At 47.6% G+C, this 18,380-nt stretch carries 22 protein-coding genes; all 22 read right to left on the reverse strand.

What is annotated here, in order from left to right:
- Window positions 1-41 precede the first annotated feature (41 nt).
- The 22 genes from H8R91_RS06350 to H8R91_RS06455 all read right to left on the reverse strand — a co-directional run bounded on the left by H8R91_RS06350 (window position 42) and on the right by H8R91_RS06455 (window position 18,084).
- On the reverse strand, window positions 42-1,796 hold the full coding sequence (locus H8R91_RS06350; RefSeq protein ID WP_186935306.1) for a DUF6273 domain-containing protein: 1,755 nt from the start codon (window positions 1,794-1,796) through the stop codon (window positions 42-44).
- A 2-nt stretch (window positions 1,797-1,798) separates the two neighbouring features.
- Window positions 1,799-2,014, reverse strand: coding sequence for a hypothetical protein (locus H8R91_RS06355; RefSeq protein ID WP_186935307.1), 216 nt, complete (start codon window positions 2,012-2,014; stop codon window positions 1,799-1,801).
- Window positions 2,007-4,937: a phage tail spike protein gene (locus H8R91_RS06360; protein ID WP_186935308.1), complete on the reverse strand. Its 2,931-nt coding sequence runs from the start codon at window positions 4,935-4,937 to the stop codon at window positions 2,007-2,009. The genes H8R91_RS06355 and H8R91_RS06360 overlap by 8 nt, the downstream gene beginning before the upstream one ends.
- Window positions 4,934-5,656 (reverse strand): distal tail protein Dit, encoded by a 723-nt coding sequence (locus tag H8R91_RS06365; protein ID WP_186935309.1) that lies wholly within the window; start codon window positions 5,654-5,656, stop codon window positions 4,934-4,936. Before H8R91_RS06365 ends, H8R91_RS06360 begins: the two co-directional genes overlap by 4 nt.
- On the reverse strand, window positions 5,656-7,845 hold the full coding sequence (locus H8R91_RS06370) for a phage tail protein (RefSeq protein WP_186935310.1): 2,190 nt from the start codon (window positions 7,843-7,845) through the stop codon (window positions 5,656-5,658). Before H8R91_RS06370 ends, H8R91_RS06365 begins: the two co-directional genes overlap by 1 nt.
- 3 nt (window positions 7,846-7,848) lie before the next feature.
- Window positions 7,849-7,995 carry a hypothetical protein gene (locus H8R91_RS06375; protein WP_186935311.1) on the reverse strand — a complete coding sequence of 49 codons (147 nt, stop codon included), beginning with the start codon at window positions 7,993-7,995 and terminating at the stop codon, window positions 7,849-7,851.
- A gap of 185 nt (window positions 7,996-8,180) precedes the next feature.
- Window positions 8,181-8,546, reverse strand: coding sequence for a hypothetical protein (locus H8R91_RS06380; RefSeq protein WP_186935312.1), 366 nt, complete (start codon window positions 8,544-8,546; stop codon window positions 8,181-8,183).
- A 27-nt stretch (window positions 8,547-8,573) separates the two neighbouring features.
- On the reverse strand, window positions 8,574-9,176 hold the full coding sequence (locus H8R91_RS06385; RefSeq protein ID WP_186935313.1) for a hypothetical protein: 603 nt from the start codon (window positions 9,174-9,176) through the stop codon (window positions 8,574-8,576).
- A gap of 11 nt (window positions 9,177-9,187) precedes the next feature.
- The gene (locus H8R91_RS06390) at window positions 9,188-9,568 is read right to left on the reverse strand and encodes a hypothetical protein (protein WP_186935314.1); all 381 of its coding nucleotides are present in this window, start codon (window positions 9,566-9,568) and stop codon (window positions 9,188-9,190) included.
- A gap of 22 nt (window positions 9,569-9,590) precedes the next feature.
- Complete coding sequence (locus tag H8R91_RS06395; protein ID WP_186935315.1) at window positions 9,591-9,899, reverse strand: phage head closure protein; 309 nt, start codon at window positions 9,897-9,899, stop codon at window positions 9,591-9,593.
- Between the two features lie 2 nt (window positions 9,900-9,901).
- Entirely contained in the window at window positions 9,902-10,201 is a 300-nt protein-coding gene (locus H8R91_RS06400) for a head-tail connector protein (RefSeq protein ID WP_186935316.1), read from the reverse strand.
- Between the two features lie 18 nt (window positions 10,202-10,219).
- The gene (locus H8R91_RS06405) at window positions 10,220-11,377 is read right to left on the reverse strand and encodes a phage major capsid protein (protein WP_186935317.1); all 1,158 of its coding nucleotides are present in this window, start codon (window positions 11,375-11,377) and stop codon (window positions 10,220-10,222) included.
- Window positions 11,378-11,413: 36 nt separating this feature from the next.
- Window positions 11,414-12,019, reverse strand: coding sequence for an HK97 family phage prohead protease (locus H8R91_RS06410; protein WP_186935318.1), 606 nt, complete (start codon window positions 12,017-12,019; stop codon window positions 11,414-11,416).
- Window positions 12,020-12,021: 2 nt separating this feature from the next.
- Window positions 12,022-13,350, reverse strand: coding sequence for a phage portal protein (locus H8R91_RS06415; RefSeq protein WP_186935319.1), 1,329 nt, complete (start codon window positions 13,348-13,350; stop codon window positions 12,022-12,024).
- A gap of 4 nt (window positions 13,351-13,354) precedes the next feature.
- Window positions 13,355-15,007, reverse strand: a complete 1,653-nt coding sequence (locus tag H8R91_RS06420) for a terminase large subunit (RefSeq protein WP_186935320.1) — start codon at window positions 15,005-15,007, stop codon at window positions 13,355-13,357.
- Window positions 15,004-15,372, reverse strand: a complete 369-nt coding sequence (locus H8R91_RS06425; RefSeq protein ID WP_186935321.1) for a P27 family phage terminase small subunit — start codon at window positions 15,370-15,372, stop codon at window positions 15,004-15,006. The genes H8R91_RS06420 and H8R91_RS06425 overlap by 4 nt, the downstream gene beginning before the upstream one ends.
- A 96-nt stretch (window positions 15,373-15,468) precedes the next feature.
- Complete coding sequence (locus H8R91_RS06430) at window positions 15,469-15,717, reverse strand: hypothetical protein (RefSeq protein ID WP_186935322.1); 249 nt, start codon at window positions 15,715-15,717, stop codon at window positions 15,469-15,471.
- On the reverse strand, window positions 15,714-16,013 hold the full coding sequence (locus H8R91_RS06435) for an HNH endonuclease (RefSeq protein ID WP_186935323.1): 300 nt from the start codon (window positions 16,011-16,013) through the stop codon (window positions 15,714-15,716). Before H8R91_RS06435 ends, H8R91_RS06430 begins: the two co-directional genes overlap by 4 nt.
- 160 nt (window positions 16,014-16,173) lie before the next feature.
- Entirely contained in the window at window positions 16,174-16,614 is a 441-nt protein-coding gene (locus H8R91_RS06440) for a sigma-70 RNA polymerase sigma factor region 4 domain-containing protein (RefSeq protein WP_186935324.1), read from the reverse strand.
- A 22-nt stretch (window positions 16,615-16,636) separates the two neighbouring features.
- Window positions 16,637-17,047, reverse strand: a complete 411-nt coding sequence (dut, locus tag H8R91_RS06445) for a dUTP diphosphatase (protein ID WP_186935325.1) — start codon at window positions 17,045-17,047, stop codon at window positions 16,637-16,639.
- A gap of 12 nt (window positions 17,048-17,059) precedes the next feature.
- On the reverse strand, window positions 17,060-17,317 hold the full coding sequence (locus H8R91_RS06450; protein WP_186935326.1) for a hypothetical protein: 258 nt from the start codon (window positions 17,315-17,317) through the stop codon (window positions 17,060-17,062).
- Window positions 17,314-18,084 (reverse strand): rolling circle replication-associated protein, encoded by a 771-nt coding sequence (locus tag H8R91_RS06455; RefSeq protein ID WP_186935327.1) that lies wholly within the window; start codon window positions 18,082-18,084, stop codon window positions 17,314-17,316. Before H8R91_RS06455 ends, H8R91_RS06450 begins: the two co-directional genes overlap by 4 nt.
- Window positions 18,085-18,380 lie beyond the last annotated feature (296 nt).

The raw sequence follows: 18,380 nt of genomic DNA on the forward strand, positions 1-18,380 counted from the left end.
AAAACCTCCTTTTTACCGCCTCTACCGAGGCGGATTTTAGATTATGCGATTATACAAGCGGGGGCGACTCCGTAAGCACCGCTCGCACCGTTGTTGCTCAACGCTCCCGAGGTATTCACAAGGCGCTCGTTGTTCGCGTACCCAGGGTTAGGGGAACGGAGCCAACAGTTACGCGCCGAGCCTGCCGCGTCGTATTTGATACGCTCGGTATAGGTCAAGCCGTCGTAATACTCCAACAGCTCGCCGTCCTTATAGGTCGCGCTATCCCAGCTACCGTAAATCTCTGGACGAGAGAGCAAGAAAAATTTATCTTGCAGCTCGTAAACCTGGTTAATAGTAAACTCGGTGCCGTCAAGGCTGTTTACCTCGGCAATAGAGTTCGTGTAGCAAGGAACGATTGCAGGCTGTACCGCCGCCAAAAAGTCGGCAGGCAAGCCTCGCATAAAACCGCTATAGCTTGTAGCCCAAGAGGGCGGGCGGTCAAAAATATTCGACGGAGCCCAAACCGCGCCCACTGCCGCGTCGCTGTTGAGCCATTGACGAGCCGCGCTCTGTGCGTAGTTACTCGAGCCGTAGCGCATACGGTGCGCGTGGTTGACATTTTCGGTCTTTCCGTCAGCGGTGCCGAGGCTTGTACCGTCCGCCGACTCCGTAACAGCTACGCTCTCAATAGTCGCCGTAGCGGTATTGCTTGCGTAGGTGCTAATTTTTGTATCTGTGCTCTGTTTGTTGTAGCCCCAGGGGAACATAATTACGCCGCCTGCGGGTACGGGTTGAGTAATAGTAAACGAAAGCGTTTTACCGCCTCCGTATGCGGTGTCATAGCCTGCAGGCAAGGTAAAATTATAAGTGCCTGCGGGGAGTTCCTCGGCGGCATAGTAGAGAGCCTCTATTGCGTCAAAAACAAAACTCTTATAAGTGCCGCTCGCAGAGCTGTACATATATTTAGCCTCGAGCGTCATTGTGTATTTGAGCTTGTCGTTTACTGCTGCGTGGTGGTTATGCCCTCTCACAACCCAGGTAATAACCACTCCCGTAACGGAGTCCTCTGTAGTAAACTCATAGCCAACAGGAAAGAGCTTTTTTCCGAGTCCGAGGCGGACGGCGTTTTTAATATCCTCCCAGGTATTAACCGCTGTAAGCGTGTCAATATGTACGGAGGTTTCTACGCCCTCTTTATCAGTTACGGTAACGGTTGCGCCCGTTTCCGTCTGTACGGCGGAAATATTCACATTTCCCGCCTTTTGCGCGGCAGCGTTTGCCGCTGACGCTGCATTATTTGCGTTAGTGGTCGCGGTACCCGCTTTTGCGGTAGCCTTGTCCGCGTTGCTTGCGGCGGTGTTGGCGGCGGCTGCTGCGTTGCCTGCCGCCTCTACGGAGCTGTCAACCTTGCCGAGAGCGTCCACAAGAGCGTTAAACTCGTCGGAGCTTTCGGGTGCGTCTTTATCAAAAGCCGCCCGCTCCACATCAATATAGAAAATTTGGGAGCTCAAGAGAGCCTCTCCCCTGTAAAGTCCGATTTCGGCAACCGCCACGCCTGCGGCTGCGAGTGCCTGCTGTGTAAGTTCGGCGATAATAACGCCGTCCTCGATAGTAACGTCGTTAAGCACCGTATGTCCGTCAGCTTTGGTAAGCTGCAAGCGAGGCGTAATACCGTCCTCGAGGGCGTAAGCCTGCCCGCAGTTAAGCGGGGTAATTTCGAGAAAACGAGTTTTTGTGTCGTTCTGCTTTGCAAAAACGGTAATAGGGTGCGTATCTCTGCCAAAATCAAGAGAAAGTTTTTGCCTAATTTCCATAACTAAGCCTCCTCTGCATTTTCTTTATTTTGCATAGCGTTAATATCGGAAATAAGCTCGAGATTTTTACGGTTACGAGTTTCCGAAAGCAACTCTAAAAGCATACCTTCCATTAAGTAGGCGGGTAGCTTTGTTTCGTCGAGCACTTGATTATATGCTTGAATAAGTTTGCCACGTGCATTTTCCATAATCACGCTTAACGGTATTTTGTTATCCATTTGCTTTTTCCTCCTTGCTTATCGGTATTAAAATTTCGGGCTTTTCGGCTATTTCGGCATTATCTTTATATGCGTTTGCAGCTATAAACTCCGTCTTTTCGTCGTCGGTATAGCTATCTATCCACGCTCCCGAGTCGGCAGGCATTACCGAAATATCTCCCGTAACATATTCGGTGAGCTCTTGTATTGCCTTGATTAGATAAGGTATAAATTTGTCGCTTTTGATAGAGAGCCGCCCTGTTTCCTTGTTTTCATTAACAAGAGCAGGGAGTACCTCTTGTAACTGCTGCGCTATCATACCTATATCGCAATGCTCGCCGCTCTCTATCCAATCGAATTTTTTTAAGTCAATTTTTGAAAGTAGCGGTATAGCCTCTACCTCTGTTGACTCTATATTTGTTTTATACCTTGCGTCCGATTGGTTTAATATAGAGTAGTTATGCAAGTCAATATTGTTATAGCAATCTACTAACAAATTTGTACTATTACCAAACTTAAAATCGCTGCCACAAGTAAAAGTACAACCTTTGCCGCGCATAGATACCTCGTGTGTGGTGGAATAAAGCCCGCCGCTGCCGTCTGTATATGATACTGTGCGTACATTGTTGTTAATATATAGATTGCCGCCGCAATATGTTTTACAGCAAAAATGTAAGCCCTGACTATCTTTTGAATTATTGGCATAATATATTAACTGCACCGTATACTCGGTGTCGGAGGCATTTGCCTTGCGAGCCCAGCACATATAGTCTGCGTCATTCTCAAGGTCAAAGACGAGCCCTCTAAAATCCTCGTCCCCGTTCCAACTATTTGTACCAATTTTGCCTATTGTCGTTCCCGAGTAGTAGTACCAGGCTCCCGAGTAATCCATTTTCATTAAGAGGTTGTCGGAGCCTTGCGCGGTTGACTTATATATGTTAATTGCACCGCCCGAAAATTCTATATATTTTGATATGCTATTCCAGGCAATGCGGACAGAGGAGTAATTTTGTGTGATTTTTGTACCAAAATCAGAGTTATTAACCTTTTTATTTACCTCCGTCATTATTTCGTAGGAGGTCTGCGTAATTTGCGTGTTCAATTGCGTAGTGGTTGCATAACTTTTTAGCGTTGTGTTTACGCTGCTTTTAATCTCGCTTGCCGATTGACTTATAAGGCTTTTTGTTTTGGTTTCAGAGTTATTAACCTTTTTGTTTACCTCCGTCATTATTTCGTCGGAGGTCTGCGTAATTTGCGTGTTTAATTGCGTAATGGTTGCATAACTCTTTAGCGTTGTGCTTACACTGTGTTTAATCTCGCTTGCCGATTGACTTATAAGGCTTTTTGTTTCGGTTGTGGTTGAGTAGCTCTCTAAAGTTTTCTCTATAGAGCTTATTACCTCCTCGTCGGCAACTTTGAAAGCCTGGCGTATGCTTTTAGACTCGTTCTCTATTGCGGTGTCTACGGAGTTTCTATACTCTACCGAAATTGCCGAGGCTTGTACCGAGTCTGCTTTTAATAAGGCACCATTTAACACGCCTGCGCTTATAAAGTCCGCCACGATAGCCCCATTCATAGTCATAGCGAGAGAGTAGGTGCCGTTATATCCCGTCGAGGAATAGCCCAAGCCGCCGCTATTCCACCTCCACACTCGCAACGCCTCCTCGATAGTAGGCGCGTCAAGTATGAGTATCTCTTGCGGCTTTTCGGCGGGGTTAAGGACTACATAGCCGCCCGAGTGTCCCGTAATAAGGCTCGTAGCGTTTGCTATAGCCTTTTTGAGCTGCTGCGTTGCCTGGGCTTGTCCTTTCTTTACAGAGGTTTTAATTTCCTCTATAGCCGCCTGCTGCTTGTTCACGGTATCGGCAAAAGAGCTTTTAGCGTCCCCAAGCTCGATACTTTCGTACTTTTCCTCGAGTGCGTCGTAGGTGGTCTTTATAACCTTTGCCGTGGCAGTAACACCGAGGAGTGAAAACTTAACTGTTACCGTGTCGCACATCTTTACCCGCTCAAGCGGAGCAATGTTTTTATATTCCTCCGTCTGCCAAAGCTGAATAAAAGAAACGGTTATATTTACCTTTGGTACGCCGAGGTCTACCGCCGCAGCGTATGCGGTAGCCTTTGCCCGTAAAGCGTCCTCGGTAATTTCCTCGCCGTCCTCGAAACGGTCTGTAAAATTCATAATATAGGCTTTGCTGTGTCCTATATTTTCGGCGTTATTTAGAGCTATTACCTTTTCGGAGAGATATACATATACCTCGGTACTCTCGGCGTTCTCGCCCTCTCCCTGCTCGGTATAAACCGCATAGGGCATAAGGTGCGTATAGCAATCGGCTATATTTGCCTCTTGCTTTAGGTCTTTTAGGTTTTTACCATATTCGATAGTTACGCCGTTGTCGACTCCTCGGTGCTTATGTAGCTTAATAACAAAATTATCAAACTCATACTCTCCGCCCCAAACATCAAGTACAGAACCCGTCTGCCCTGCGAGGAGAGCACGGACAGAGCAAGGAGTTAATATGGTCGTGCTGTTAAGTGTGGATATGTCGCTTAACGCCGTAAAGGAGCAAGGCAAGCCTGCGTCCTGGATAGCGCGGGTAATAGCCGCCTGCGGCGTTGTGTTCTTAACGGAAAAACCAAGCGTCGGTATGCCGTTAAGGTCGTAGCTGATATGCTCCGCCGAATAGGTTACAACGCCTTTAAGGGGTTTACTCGACTTATATACACGGAATAGCTGCGGCTCGTTTATCTCGTTAGCCTTTGCCTTGATTATGCAGCCCTCCGTAATTTGGTCGTACCATTGTCCCGTAATAGGATATTGCAGCGAAAGCTCATAGCCGCCGTTGCGCTCCTCGGTTACGGTTGCTTTGGTGGTATCTCTTAAAAAGCCGATACCGTTATGCGAAAAGTCGCTTTCGTTTTTTGCGTACAAAATAGGTATCATAAGCAGCACCACCTCGGGACTATTTCGAGCTTTTCAACATCACCCACCCAGGATATAGCATTGTTGCCAGGTAGCAGCGTAGGAAAGCCGCTGCCCGTCATTTTGTTGTTTTGCGGCTCGGTGCCCTTGTAGGCGTTCATAATATCGGAGTCAACCTCGATATAGCCGTCAATATCCGTAAAGGTAAAGGAGTCGTTATTTACGGTTAAAGTAACCGTACCGCTCCCCGTGATTTTGATATACGGAGAGGACGGGTAAAACTCTGCATTATACAGAGAGCCCGCCGCTGTAAATACAACGGGTTTTTGTCCCTCGAAAGAATACTTAAAGGGCTTGCAGTTAAAGGCGAGGTCTACCTCTCCGAGGTCGCGGAGCTCTTGCTCTATGTCTACCTCGTCGGAGTAGGAGCCCAGGCGGTAGTATTTGTCGTCGTAGGAGTCCCACAAGCGAAAATAACCTTGCTCCGATAGGAGCCAACCTTTAATTTGGTGCGTAAGCTCTGTAAATGCCCGCTGCGTAGTGTTTAGCAGTGTGAGCTTGTATTTTATGTCGATATTCTTATACCGTCCATTGTCGGTAATAAGGTCGCCGCTGCGCCCTGGTACACTCGTATAGGTTACATCTCGAGAGGCTCCCTTGTAGGAGCCTTTCGAGTTAATGAGCAACCCAAACTCGAGGGAGCTGTGGTCTTTGAACATCAAAAAAGGTAGTTTTTCCATTATGCAAATACAGCTCCCTTTCTTTGGATTTTCTCGGCGATAAGTTCTAACAAGAGGTCAACAAAGCTCTCTACATCTTGCTCGCTGTCACCTTTGAGGTTTTCAATGTAAATAGCCTTTTCGCCGAGCTCGATTTTAATAACGAGCCGTCCTTCTTTGTCGTCGCCTGCTGCCGTTGCCGAAACAGCGGTAGAGTATTCCTTGTTCTCGCTTGCGGTCAAGACGCGCTCGCCCTTATGGAGCAATGCGGGGTACTCGTCATACGGTACATATTCCATACCGATACGTAGGCGGGAAAGCTCTTTTATATTCAGCCCTTTACCGCCGACACCTGGCACCCAATCGGGTATTTTTAGCTTGTTAAGCCCTCGGATAAATACATTGATACCGTCGATTATCCAATTTATAGGTACCTTAAAGGCGTTTTTGATACCCTCAAAAATATTCGAGAATATCTTTACTACCGCGTCCCAGGCTCCGCGCCAATTACCCGTAAAGACATTTTTAACAAAGTCGATAATACCGTTAAAAATTCCCTTGACATTCTCGAAAACCTTTTTAATACCGTCAAAGGCGTTTTTGAATACGCCGCCGACAATTTCCGCCACGCCCGAGAAAGCCTTTTGTAAGGGCGGTAAGAGCTTGTCAAACAGCATTTTAATAAAGTCGCACAACGGCGGTAAAATGAGGTTGAGCAAGTCCAGGAGAGGCTCTAACAGTATCATTAAAATATCGAGTATCGGCTGAATAACGGGCAAGAGCGCGTCAAGCAGCGAGATAACTACGGGCAAAATAGCCTCGATAATCTGTACCGCTATAGGTACGAGAGTTTCGATTAAAGTTAAGAGTATCGGTAATACCTGGTCTATGATTTGCAGTATCGGAGGCAACAGCATTTCGATTAACTGAATAATCACGGGGAGTATAGCCTCGATAATCTGTACCACAAGCGGCATAATTAAATTTATGAGGTTTATAATTACGGGCAAAATGGTATTTACTATCTGCAAAATAGGCGGTAGCAACATCTGTAATAGCTGAATTATCACGGGGAGTATAGCCTCGATAATTTGAATTATCGGAGGTAGCAACGCTTGCAAAAGCTGAATGGTGACAGGCAGTACCGTTTCTATAATCTGCATTACAAGCGGCATAAGCCCGTTGATAAGGTCAACCACAATAGGGAGCACTTGCTCTATAATTTGGATAAGGAACGGTAGGAGCTGCTGAAATAGGCTAATTATAACGGGCAGAATTGCCGTAATAATCGACTCAATAGGAGGCAGTAAAGCCGTTACTAAATCCATAAGGACGGGAAATAGCGTTTCAATCAGCGTAAACAAAGGCGGTAAAAGCTGCTCGAAAATACTTGTAATAACGGGTATCAGCCTATCAAATAAGGCTTGAATTTTCGGTAAACTCTCTATAATCATATCGGCGACTTGCTGTATAAGCGGAATAGCTGACGCGCCTATTCTGTTCATAAGCCCGCCGAAAGCGTCCTTAATATTCGCTATCGTATCTCCGAGGACCACGCCCGCTTTTACTGTGTCCTCCGACATAACTATACCGAGGTCGTCCGCCTCTTGCTTTAGTGCCGCCATACCCTCGGAGCCTGCGTTCAGTAGCGGCAGCATTTCGGTATAGCTCTTTCCGAGAAGGTCATTACCCAGGGCGTTACGCTCTGCGCCGTCCTCCATATCCGCAAGAGCTGCGGTAATGGTGTTAAATTTCTCCTCGGTTGACATTGCGTTAAGGTCGTCCAGGGATAGCCCTAAACGCTCTATAGCTGTCGCTGCTGTCTTTGAGCCGTTGTTTGCGTCGTCCACAACATCAGACATTTTTTTAATACCGTTTTTGAATGAGTCAACGCTTACGCCGCTTTGGTCGGCGGCGTGTTTCCACCGTTGGAGCTCCTCGCGGTTAATTCCCGTTCTTTCGGATAGCTTGTCGATATAATCGGCTTGCTCGGCGGTTTTCATTGCCATACCGTAGGCGGCAGTACCAACAGCGGTAGCACCCGCTACAACAGCAGTACCCATTGCAGCCGCTCCCTTACCGATAGCAGCGAAAGTGGAGCCTACCTTTGAGCCGCTCTTTTCCGCCTTTTCGGTTGTTTTGTCGATACTTTCGTCCGCTTTTTTGTTGTCTATAAGCACCTCGCCGAAAAGCGTAAAGATATTTGCCATAGGTTAGCCTCCTCTCATATTTCTTTTATCAGTTTCAACCATTGGCATAAATTCCGCCATAATGTCCTCGGGTGTTCTTTTCTGTTCTGCTTTAGGCTGCGGGGCGGGCTCGTCCGAAAGCACGCTTGCTACAAATTCGGCGTAGTCCATAACCTCGAGCCCTGGTTTTATTTTTGATACCGCATAATTTACGAGCCACAAAGGGAAAAGCCGCTTTTCGATTTCTGCCTTTTGCAGGCGTTCCTCCTCTTTGCGAGCGAAAGAAAGCAGCTCACCGAGAGCCCGTAAAGGTAGACTCTCGATAAGCTGCCAATCGTAGTATTTATGCAGTAGCGTTAAGCTCCTTGCTCTACTTTCTTTCGTAGAGCACGCTTGAAAAAACTTACGATACCCTCGTCGTTGATAAGGTCGTTAATTACCTCGGCCGCGTCTTTCTTGTACGCCTCCTCGAGGGAAATATCGTAGTAAGCCGCCACGAGGGGCGGTAGGTCGTCGGCAATCTTGCCGAGCTGCGGTGTGAGTTCACATAAGATTTCGCAGGCTAAAATACCTACCTTTTCGCGGGAAAACTGTTTCATAGCGTCCTTTGCGTCTTTTGCGTCCTCGAAAATATCAAGCCCTTTGAGCATTTCTACAGCGGGCTTAATATCGAGTTTGCCTACGATTTTAAGCAATGTAGGAATAGTCTTAATAGTAAGCATTGTGTGGCTCCTCCTTAAATTCGGTTATTATTCCTCTGCGGTTTTGTTTACTGCTGCCGCTGCTGCGTCGACAGTAGGCATAACGGGCGGCTGCTCGATTTCCTCCACTTTCCACAAGTCGCCGTCGAGGTTAGTATGCGCGTAATGAGCCAAAAACTCAAAGGCGAGCTCGCCCTCGGCTTTCTGTACCGCCTTTGCGGTAAAGCCCGTTTCGTGCATAGGGTTATAAATGCTAATTTTCTTATATTTGCCGCTGATAAGCTTTGCAAACATAGTAATATTCTTGAGGTATGCCTCAAGCGGAATTACGCCCGTTTTCGGATTTTTAATTACCTTGTCGTCCTTGCTCGAGATTGTGCAGTTAGGAATTGCGAGCGCGAGGTTTTCCTGGCTCATACAAAGAGTAGTAACCTTAATAGAGGCTCCCTGCTCCTCGATAACCTGGGTACCCGCCGTCTTTCCGTGTCTGCCGTCAAATTCAATGTCGCGTACGGTTACGGTAGCGGCAAACTCGCCGCCGCCACGAGTAGGAGCCAGGAAACGCTCGGTAGTTTCGCCATAGTCGAGGAAAATTACCGACTCGTCAATCTGGATATTCTCGATTTGCTTTTTAGTGAGATTAGTAACCATTGCGTTACCTCCTAATAGTAGAATAGTCTTGCCGACAGAGCCAAACGACGGTGCGCTATATCAAACTCGCTGTCGGCTACGGTGTTTTGGTTGTCAAAGCCGATATGCCCGTACAAACCAGGCGCGGCTATAATGGCGTTATAAAGCCCATTGCGGAGGCTGTCGCACGCCCTCTCGAGTTTTATTGTTGCGTCGGCGGCTTTTTCGTCCGCCCAAACATCAATATAAAAAGAGGCGAGGTCGCCGCTCTCGAGGTCAATAATGTTAATGCCGCTGACTACCGCAAAAAGCGGAGGCGCGTTTTTTATGGGTGCCTCCTCGTAGGTTGTCGGCAGAATAGTATTAACTCGCTCCGTGAGAGCTGTTATAAATGCCTCGGTATTTACTTTCATACGGGCGTTACCTCCTCTCTCTTTAAGTGGTTTCGACTACGAGAGCTTGACATATCAGCTCGAGGCACTCATTTTTTACGGGATATGTACGGATAACGCGGTACATCTTGCCGTTATACTCAAAGTGTCCCTCTCCGTTATAGTCAAGCTCTTTAATCTCTACGCAAAGCTCTGGGCGGTAGCCCTGGGCTTGTGCCTGGTAAAACTCGTTTCTCTTTACGCCTTTAGAATTACAAAAAACCTCGCGTTTCTCGTAGTCCTTATACGGCTTGCGGAGCTTGTCGAGTTTTTCTGTTTCCACGCACAAAAAGCCGATTTCTCGCCAATACATAACTACGCCTCCTCGATATATTCGTTAGATAGCTGTAAATGCCGCTTGAGCATTTCGTAGCTATCGCGGTACTTTTCAGCGTCTGCGTTATCGAGTCCAAACTCGGCTTTTACATAACAGACGATAGCCCGCTTTATAAGTGCGTCGCTCTCGTCCTCAACCTTTGCCGCTTTAATACCGCCTAACAAGAGGTCAGCTTGCGCCGCCCCTATTAGGTCGGTAATTTCAGCGTCAAAATGAGTATGGCTTATGCGTAGGTATCGGCGAACATCATAAACAAATTGCTTTGAGATATTCGCCATAGGTTAGCCCTCCGTTAATTAGGCAGCTTTCTTAACGAGCTTAACGAAAGCACCCAAGCCCGCAATAGCCTTACTGTCAAAGACACAAGAGCCGAGGTAGTCTACGCTGTTGGTAGCGAGTCCGCTGTGCTCGGACTTAACTACCGCAATATCCTGGGAATAGTTACCCACGATATACGAGAAGTCGCCGAGGTAGGAAACGCCTGCGGCGAGAGAGCCCGTAAAGTAAACCTCACAACCCATAATGTAGTATCTGCCGTTGGCAAATTCAATGAGGTTGTTTTTGCTCTTGTTCATAAGGGCGTAAAAATCAGCAAAGAAAGTAGCCTTGCTCATAGCCCAAACAGCGTTACGCTCGTAACCACTTGCCAACATACCGTAAACGGCAGTAATGTTTGCCTCGGTAACGGCGGAGGTTTCCACCATATCCGTACCCGCAGTATATGCGCCGTTGGTGCCCTTGCCGCCCTGGGCTACGCCGCCAGGCTGATTGCTGCCCGTACCGACGAAAATAAAGTTTTCAATCTTGCGGGCGATAGCCTCGGCGATAATTTCCACGATATAGGACTCGAAAGCTGCAATAGTCATATTGACAGTAGCGCGGCTCGCCTTAACGAGCTTGACAATTTCGTAACCCGTGAGGCTTACGGAGCCGAGGCTGTCGGCAGCAACGGTAATAGCTTTGTTCTCCTGGTGGATAGCTGCGTCATTGTTGGCACCCTCTACGGCAAACTTAAAGTTGCCAGGTACGTGGAAAATCTTACAACGCTGCAAAATAGGCGCAACCTCGTACATTTTCTTGATAATTTCGTTAGCGGTGCTCTCGGGAATAGCAGGCAGTGCGGAGCCTGCGGCGGTGCTGTAGGCTCTCTGCTCGTTTTCAGTAAGAGCCTTGCCCTGCAAAGTCTTGAGCCAAGCGGAGCGGTACTCCTTGTCCTGGTCGAAAGTGTCCGCAGCGCGGGCGGTTACGGGGTTGGGAATTTCAACGGCGGGAATAGTGCCGATATTGATACCCTCAATAGTTGCGGCTCTCTTTTCCAAGTTCTTATACTCGGTATCGAGGTTGCGCAGTTCCTTTTCGATTGCGTCGAGGTCTACCTCGCCGCTGCCCTGGAGCATATCGCGGAGCTCTGCCTTGCGGTCGTTAATTTCTTTCATACGCTTAATAAAATTCATAGTGATAACTCCTTTGTTTTGATAGTTTTTTAGGGTTTAACAGTAGGTCAAAGCTATTAGTTTACGACGGCGTGCGCGTTCCTCCAATGCCCTAAACTCTTTCTCGTGCTCCTCCGAGAAAAAACTTCTTGCCGCTGTAATGCTTGTTTCGTTGTATGCGGGAAAATCCACCGCCGAAACATCAAACAGCTTTTTTATTTTAGTTATCGTCCTTGTATGTGTTTCTCTGTCGTAAGAGCACTCCCTCACAATAAACGAAAAACTCATTTTATCAACGCGGCGTTTCATAACATCACGGTGTAAATTGCGGTGCCGCTCGTCCTCGCTGTCGAGGTGTGCCGCAATATCGAGCCCTCTATCCGTAATGGAATAATCGAGGGATTTGTTACGAGTACGGGCGTATACGGTAGCGTCGTTCTGCCCGTGGTTGCGGTTAAAGATAAAATCCGACATATCGCAGTTATCAAGAGCACCGCGAGCGATAACCTCTTTGTACTGTACGCCGTCAATCTCGCAAATAACGGTAGGCGTATCAAATACAATAGGGGTACCGCGCAAAATAAGTTCTTTGCTGTCGTTCTCGTCAAGAGTAGTAAATGGTGTTGCCGCTCTGTACTCTCTTTCGTTTGGCTTATATGGCATAATTACTTCTCCTCTCCGTCATTCTCACCCTTTTTCGGTGCCGCAACGGGTGCGGGGTTGCCGTCGTTTCCGTCGTTGCCCTCGTCGTCCTCCTCGGTACCGTCCTCGGGTGGTGTTTTTTCTTTACCCTTGTCGCCTAATTGATACTCGTCTGCTTTGTCGGCATTAACCATATTGAGCGTTTGTACGCGGCGTTTGCCCTCCTCGCCGCCGATAGGCGGAAAGCCGAGCGTTACTAATGCCTGGTCGAGCATTAAGCCGCCGATTTCGGATAGATATTTAACTGCTGCTAATTTGTCGGAGAGTTTCGCATATTGGAGCTTGTTACCCTCTGCAACAATCAAATTACCATAGCCGCGCTCCTTGCGGGTAAAGAAACAATTTGTAAAAGCCTGCTCAAGCTGCATAAAAAACGGTCTAATTTCGCCCTCGTAAAAGTCGTCCTCTTGCTCGGGTGTCGCTTTGTTCTGCACGATAGCCTCGTTAGTGCCGATATAGTCGTAAATCTCGGCTTTTATATACAAGAGTTGCCCCTGCGGTAGCGGAGTTTGCTTGTCCTGGATAGGGGTATACTCGTACTTGTTGTCCGTAACGATAACGCCCGCGCCGTTGTTCTCCATTTTGAGGTTATCCCGTATAAAGTCGTCGCGGCGGGCGTTTAAGTCCTCGTTTTTGGTGGAGGCAGCTATTTTCAAAATGCCGCGCACAACAGCCACAAGCTCGGCAAACTTGCTCATAGATTGGTTAAAGGTGTTTGCTGTTTTCAAAACGGGCATTAACGCCTCGTTATTGCTGCCGAAAAGCTCGTTATCCGCAAACATAGAGCCGATATGTATAATATCCGCATACGGGAAAGTATAGGTTTTCCCGTTGTAAAAACGGAATTTCAAAAACAGCTCGCCCTTGTACTCAAGCAGCTTTATTTCTTGGGCGTTGATATTATACAAAGCCTCGAGTTTCCCCGTATATTCGTTCCACACGGGGAAAATAAAAGCGTTATTATAGAGCTTGTATTGAGCCGCCACGCGGTAATAGAATTTATACGCCGTAGTCAGCGGGTTAGGCTGATACTGCAATATATAATTAAGCGAGCTGCTCTCAACATCAAGCAATTTTCCGTCGCCTTTTCGGATATGTCGCGGCTGCACTCGTGCGGCTCTGCGGGCGAAAGAGTGAATAGCAGCGCGGACGGTGTTTACCTCCCAGGCATTGCCCGAAAACGGTACAAAATTCGATTGGTAGGAATTGAGGAGCTTATACTCGGTATAGCCGTCGAGAGTCTGCGGCTTTCTGCCAAAGATAGCCTCAAATAGTCCTCGTCTTTCTTTCATTTTCTCACCCCACATTATACATAAAGTCGTCGTAATATTTTACATAGATAACCCAGGCATTTAATAGCGATACCGCCCCGTCAATGCGGCGTTTGTCGGTTATCTTAACGGGTTGAATATTATTAACTCCGCTTTTCTTTACTGCCGTATTGGATAGGCACCAAACTAAAACGGGGTTTTTGTTGTAGTTTACTATCTTGTCCGCGAAAGCCGCTCCCATTTCTCGCATAGGTTGGCTCCAGGTAAAAGGACCCTGCGCCACGGGCTCCATAGTAAAACCGTTGCTTTTCATTTCCTCCACCCAATAGCCCGCTAACGCTCGGTCATAGCCTACCTTGAAAGCGTCTATTTTGTGCTCGTCCCGCATTTGGCAAAACCACCCCGTAACCTCGGAAAAGTTTACGCGGTTGCCGCTGCATATAGTGAGCAAGCCCCGCTCCGCCCATAGGCGGTAGGGAGCCTCGTTTGTATTCTTTTCCTCGAGATGTTCTATACGCGCCTGCGGGAGGAAATAATGCTGTAAAACATATACCGTATCGTCGGCAGGCTTGCGTATAAGCAGCGTTGCCGCCGTTAAGTCGGTAGTAGCCGAGAGGTCGCAACCGCCTATTGCGTAGGTGTTGTATACCTCCGACATATCGAAAACAGCGTCATTTTTAATTTGGTCGTAAGAGAGCCATACGCTGTTATCGTTCTCGCGGTAGTTAAAGTCCTTGCATAGTACGCCTGGTAGGTCGGCGGGGTTGTTTTTAGCCCTCTCGACAAAGGCGGCAAGGGTTTTATATTGCTTGATAGCTCCGAGCCCTGGGTTAGCTTTAATCCACATTTGCGGGTTAGTCCACTCGTCGCGGCTGTCGATTTCGTAGAGGATAGGTAAAAAGGTGTCGTCCTTTTTCTTTCCGTCTGCGAGGTCGCAGGCAAGCTCGTACATATTGTCAAAAATGCACTCGCGTATCGTACCTGCTGTCGTAATCATAACGACAAGAGGTTGACGGCGGCTCGAGGTGGATTGTTTCATAACCTCGTATAGGTTTCTATCGCGGATAGCGTGGAGCTCGTCAATAATAACGGCGTGAGAGTTCAAGCCGTCGAGCGTGTTTGAGTCCGAGGCGAGAGCCTCAAATATTGAGGAGGTAGCAGGGAAATATACATCATTTCGCCGCTTTTTAACAACCGCTCGCAGCTCGGGCGATTGTTTAATCATATTGACAGCCTCGGTAAGTACCTTTTTTGCCTGGTCTTTTTTAGTCGCTACGGAGTATATCTCCGCTGCGCCCTCATAGTCGGCAATCAGCATATATAACGCAATGCCCGAAAGCAAAGTAGACTTGCCGTTTTTTCGCCCGCATAAAAACATTGTTTCGCGGAAACGGCGGTAGCCTGTTTCTTTTTCAAGCCAACCGAAAAGCAGTTGTATAAATGCTTTTTGGAATAATTCGAGCTCGAGAGGAGCTCCGATAGTCCCTTGCGATTGCTTGCAAAATGTTTCGATAAAGAGTATAGGTCGCTCGCCCGTTTCCTCGTCGAAATAGTACGGAAAACCGACAGGCGGTGCCTCCATTTCAGCAATAAGCCGAGAGTAGACAACTTTAACGCGCCTACTCGTGATAATGTCGCCGCACTCTATGCGGCGGTAGTATTCTTTAACCCAATTCAAGCCTTTTTAGCTGCCTTTGTGGGTTTCGTGGCAAACATCATAAGAGCCTGCCCCGCTTTGTCCGCCTCGGTTGTCGGCGAAAGCTCGGAAAGCTGTTTAATGGTGGCGTTATAATTCTTTACCATTGCGTTATAAGGCTGTAAAAGAGGGTGCGCTCGCTCGATTGTATAGGCACCCTGCGGCATTTTAACGACGAGCCCGTCCTCGTTAATTTTTGCCTCCATATCCTCCAAAGAAACGAGCATATAAGCCGCTCTTTCAATCAATTTTTTAGCGATTTCGAGCTGTTCTTTGGGTAGGTTTTTGTAAATTTTCTTAATTCTGTTTTGCTCTTTTTTCTGTCGCGTATATAATGTATCGTCCAAGCTAAAACTCCTTTCTTTGGTCGTTAAGGGTAGGGGGGTAATATACGCAAGGGGCGGTCATAAAAGGGGCTTAACCTCGGTTCATAGAAAACAACATCAAACTTTTTTAACGGGGGGGAGTGTTTGCGTGTTCTCGGCTGTCGCGTCGGTCGCTGCGTGTACCTCAATCGCTACAACATTGATAGCGTTAAGTATTAGCTTTGTACCCTCGACAGTGTCGAGAATAACTGTGCCCTCCTCAAGAGCCGACGCGAGCCGCTCTTGAAAGTCTGTAGTAGTTGCCTCGACATTGAAAGACAATGCCGCGTTACTCGTGTATATAATTACCTCGCATACTCTGCTCATAAGTAGCTCTCTCTTTCTACGAGGTTTCCCTCGTCGTCGAACATCAGCCCCGCTGCTGTTGCAGGCTGTCCCTCGTGCTCTACAGCGTGGCACTCACGGCACACAAGCTCGAGGTTGTCCTCGGATAGCGTAATACTCGGGTTGTCTATGTTCTGCGGCGTGAGGTGTATTTTGTGGTGGACTATTTCGCCAGGTCTACCACACCGTACACATAGCCCCATATCTCGCTTGTATATATATTCCCTGGTTTCGCGCCAGGCTGTGCTCAAATAAAATTTGCGTGCAAATTCTTTCATATAGCAGCGTCCCGCCCTCTCCGCCGTTGTAGTGCTATATCTGCTCCCAATACAACGACAAAGCGAGCCACTTTGCAGCAGCCCGCTTAACCGTTAATTTCTACGGTATCAGTTTACCACCGCAAAAAGCAAGTTTCTATACAGCGTTTTTTCAAATGCTCTAAATTGAGGATAAAGCAGCCGCTCCGTAGTAGAGTAAGGCAAACTCTGCGACGGCTTTATTTCGGAGGTTATATACTGTCGTCGGCGACTCGATATATAGAGCCTCCGCTATAGCCTCTTTTGGGCGTTTCTCGACATACCACAAAATCACGCATTTTTTGTATTCGTCGGAGAGCTGCTCTAATACGCCCTCTATTTCCGCAAGTGTTCGCTCGGTTTCTTTGATATTTCGGGAGCACTCCGAAAGTTCCAAAAGTTCGTTAAGAGTATCGCTCACAAAATGCGAGTCCGTAAACGGCTTGCTATAGTCGATAGCTCCAGGCTCTCGCGACTTGCCCTGCTCAATTAGGCGTTGCTCTCTTTTTTGCAAATTTTCTAACGCCCTTTTGAGTGTAGGTACGGAGGCGAGCACTTGCTCCGCCGCCTTAAAGTAATTCATAAAATCACCTCCGAAAAGTTAGTTATTTTCCCGAGCTGCCAAAGCCTCCCGCTCCGCGCTCGGTTTCCTCGAGCTTGTCTACTTGCTCAAGTTCGGGCGTGAAAATCGGTAAAAGCACAATTTGGCTTATTTTGTCGCCTGCGTTTACCGTGTAATCAAACCCGCTGTTGTTATATAGCTTAACGACGATAGAGCCCGTATAGCCCGCGTCGATAACGCCCTCGCTTGTAATACCGTGTTTGACATTAAGCCCGCTTTTGCTTTTCAAAAATCCGACATAGCCTGCGGGGATTTCGATATGTACGCCAATATCAAAGCGAGCGGACTCTTGAGCTGGCACTATTTGCCGCTCCCTGGCGTAAAGGTCATAGCCTGCGTCGGTGGAGTGAGCCCTGGTAGGCATAATTGCTCCGTTATCAAGTACAATTTTCATTTTTAAAACCTCCTAAAGTGTAACGCACAAATTGAGCACCGCCGCGGCGAGCCAATAGACGCATTTTTTATAATCTTTGCCGATAAGGCACATAACCGCCGCTCCTACGTCAAGCGCGATAAGGATAAATGGGAAAATAAGCATATACATTGACTTTTTCTCCTTTTCCGTTGTTTTAGGTTTTCCTTCGTTTGTATTCGGGGGCTCTGCCCCCAAGCCCCCGAGGTTTAACGCTTTAGTTTTCCACAAGGGAATTTGTAGCCGTTTCATAATTTGCCTCGCTTTCGGCTCCGTTTCGGAGCGGGTTTTTTATACATACGGACGGTCAAATAATAGCCGCCGTTAATCTCATTGTAGTATGGGCTTATATCCGAGAGAGCGTAGCCCTCGTAGAGCTTTTCTAATTCCTCGCGGTTATCGTAGCCGCTGTCGTGAAATTGCTTAACCTTGTATTGCGGTAATCTGCCGTCCCTCTCGGAGGTTTTCGGCTGCTCTAAATTGCGGCTCGCGCACCAACGCTTACCGAGTATAGGCTCCTTAACGAGATAAACAGCAATACCTGCTATACCGTTTTCGTCAAACTGTAACGGCTTTGCGGTTGTGTAGCCTTTTCCCCATATTTCCGCAAGAGTGTTAATATCTATACCGCCGCTCATAACGATATGGTGGTGTAAACGCCCGCTCTTAGAGCCTTGCTCTGTAACCGCTACATACTTGAGGTCGGGCAGTTCGTGTTTTTTGCGGTACCGCTTGACTCTGCGGAGGAAATTTTGTAGCTGCCTTTGTGCGTCCTCGGGTGTCGGCGGCTCATTCTCGGGGCTGTATGTCAAATCAAACCGTATGTCGTGTTTGGTAAAGTTCGTATTAAGCAGGCGTATTAACTTACGCTCGGCGTTTCTTTGGTTGAGTTTCTTTTGCGTTTCGGTGGTCGGCTTGCGCTTTCGGCTCCGTCCTCGCTGATACTCAAATACGGGGAATATATCTACCTCGAGATATTCACCGCAATAGTGTTTTTTCTCTCTGTATAGGCAACGCATAGTTTTAACCTCCGTGTTTTACTCTTGGGGCTCTGCCCCAAACCCCGAGGTTTAACGCTTTTGTTTTCCATAAGGGAATTGAGAAAAGAGCGGAGAGGGCAGCACGCACTCACTCCGCCCTTTATCCCTTATGCTAAAATCTTATAACGCGCTCGAGTCGCACCTCTGTGTTGCTCTATCCTCGTTATAAGCAAAAGCCTTATTTACTCGGGTTGTCTACGAAAGCCAACAAAGAGAGGGTATATATAACCCGCTCGGGTTTATTCTCTATTTGGTCATTAAGTTATTATCCATTA

Origin of the sequence: Ruminococcus intestinalis (assembly GCF_014288065.1) — a bacterium.
Taxonomy (GTDB): Bacteria; Bacillota; Clostridia; order Oscillospirales; family Acutalibacteraceae; genus Ruminococcoides; species Ruminococcoides intestinale_A.